Origin of the sequence: Hyalangium versicolor (assembly GCF_020103695.1) — a bacterium.
GTDB classification, from domain to species: domain Bacteria; phylum Myxococcota; class Myxococcia; order Myxococcales; family Myxococcaceae; genus Hyalangium; species Hyalangium versicolor.
Window position 1 is genome coordinate 1 of sequence record NZ_JAHXBF010000076.1, and the last position, 1,631, is coordinate 1,631.

The window sequence follows — 1,631 nt, forward strand, 5'->3', positions numbered from 1 at the left end:
GTAAACCCCTTGAGCCAGCGGCGCTGCACCACCGGCAGGGCCGCATCGGCTCGGAACTCCGCCACCATCTCCCGCTCGAAGGCCAGGCCTCTCGCGAAGGCCCGGTGCATCTGCTCGTACCCCTCCCAGCGCAGCGGCCCCTCCTTGGCCCTTCCCTGCTCCAACTCCGCCAGCCGCCTCTGCCGGTAGGACACATACTCGTTCCACAGCCCATAGCCTTCCGGCACTCCCGGCGGCGGCGTGCCCAACGTGGCGTTCAGCTTCCGGAGCAGCGCCGCTTCCGCCGGCAGGCGCGGGCCTCTGGCCTCCAACTCCGCCTGCTGGAGCTTGGCCTCCACCACCTCCGCGCTGAAGCCGGCCGCCTCGTCCACCAGCGCGGCCACCCCTCCCGGCGCTCTCCCGGCGGGCGCCCTTGGCTCAGCGGGTGCCCCGGACTCACGCTTCGCCTCGGACAACCACGCCTGCGCCCTCGCTACGTTGCCTCGCGCTTCGTACAAAGCCACCGCTGCGGGCTCTCCTCCCGCTCCCACCAACACCGCCGCTTCACGGCTGGCTCGGATGTAGCGTGCCACCCCCTCCAGCCCCTCCAACCCCAACCGCTCCCTCACCTGCCACGCCACTCGCTGCAGCGCCTCCAGCCGAAGCTCCGGCACCGTGCGCATCCCCCACCCACCCTCGGCCTCGGACAGGTACCTGGCTCCCTTTCCTCCCGCGTACAGCGCCACCAGCAACGCCGCGGGTGCAAGCTCTCTGCTGGCCTGCTCGTACTTCCCTTCCCACAACTGCTTCCCTCCATGCGCCGTGCCTGCCACCAGGTGGTAGAACCCCAGCGGCACACCGAACGTCAGCTGATCGAAACCTCCCAACGCCACTCCTCCCGGCGTGTAGTGCTCTCGCACCAGCTCCCGCTCCACCTCCTCCAACGCCTCCTGGTACGCAGGTGGCATTTGCTTCCGCTGCGCGGCCATCGTCGCGTAGCGCACCCCATCGCTCACCGCAGTGCTGTTGAGGGCATCCGTGGCCGCTTGCCCCAGGCCCCGAAGCACATCCCCCGCTCGCTCTCCCCGCTCCGGGTAGTCCTTCAGCTTCAGCCCACGTCGCTCCAACTCCTGGCGCACAACCCCCATCTGCCCCAACACCTGACCCAGCTGCTTGTCCCGCGCCAGATACCGCAGCAACTGCTCCAACTCGTCGTCATAGGCGGTGTGGACGATGAACAGCGCGAACACCTGCGCGTACGCCCCGTACTCCTGCACGGCCTTCACCAGGAAGGAGGCTCTCTTGCCCGTGAGCACACGCGCAGCCCGCTCATCCACCAGCGGCCCCTGCGCTCCCAACCGCACCGCGCCCCAGTCCCCCAGCCGCTCCACCACCCGCACCATGTCCACACGGCGCTGCAGCGCGACAAAGTCCGCCGACGAGCCGCAGCCCAGCATCGGCTCCAGCAACTCCTCCTCGCTCGGAGCCTCCTGCGGCCACCCTTCCGGAAGCTGCGGACAGACACGAGCCGTGTCCTCTCCGCTTGCCTCCTCCGGCCGCGCCCACTCCCCCTTCCGCTCTGCTGCGTCAGGAGCTTCTCTGGGCGTGCTCGGCCGGTAGCGCAGCGAAGCGAACATCCTCTCGCTGCCCAG

The 1,631-nt window shown here is 69.5% G+C and carries 1 protein-coding gene; it reads right to left on the reverse strand.

Annotation, left to right across the window (positions count from 1 at the left end; all coding sequences use genetic code 11):
• Positions 1–1,616 (reverse strand): hypothetical protein (locus KY501_RS52765; protein ID WP_224373240.1); only part of this gene is annotated, 1,616 nt, incomplete at its 3' end.
• Between the last annotated feature and the right edge of the window lie 15 nt (positions 1,617–1,631).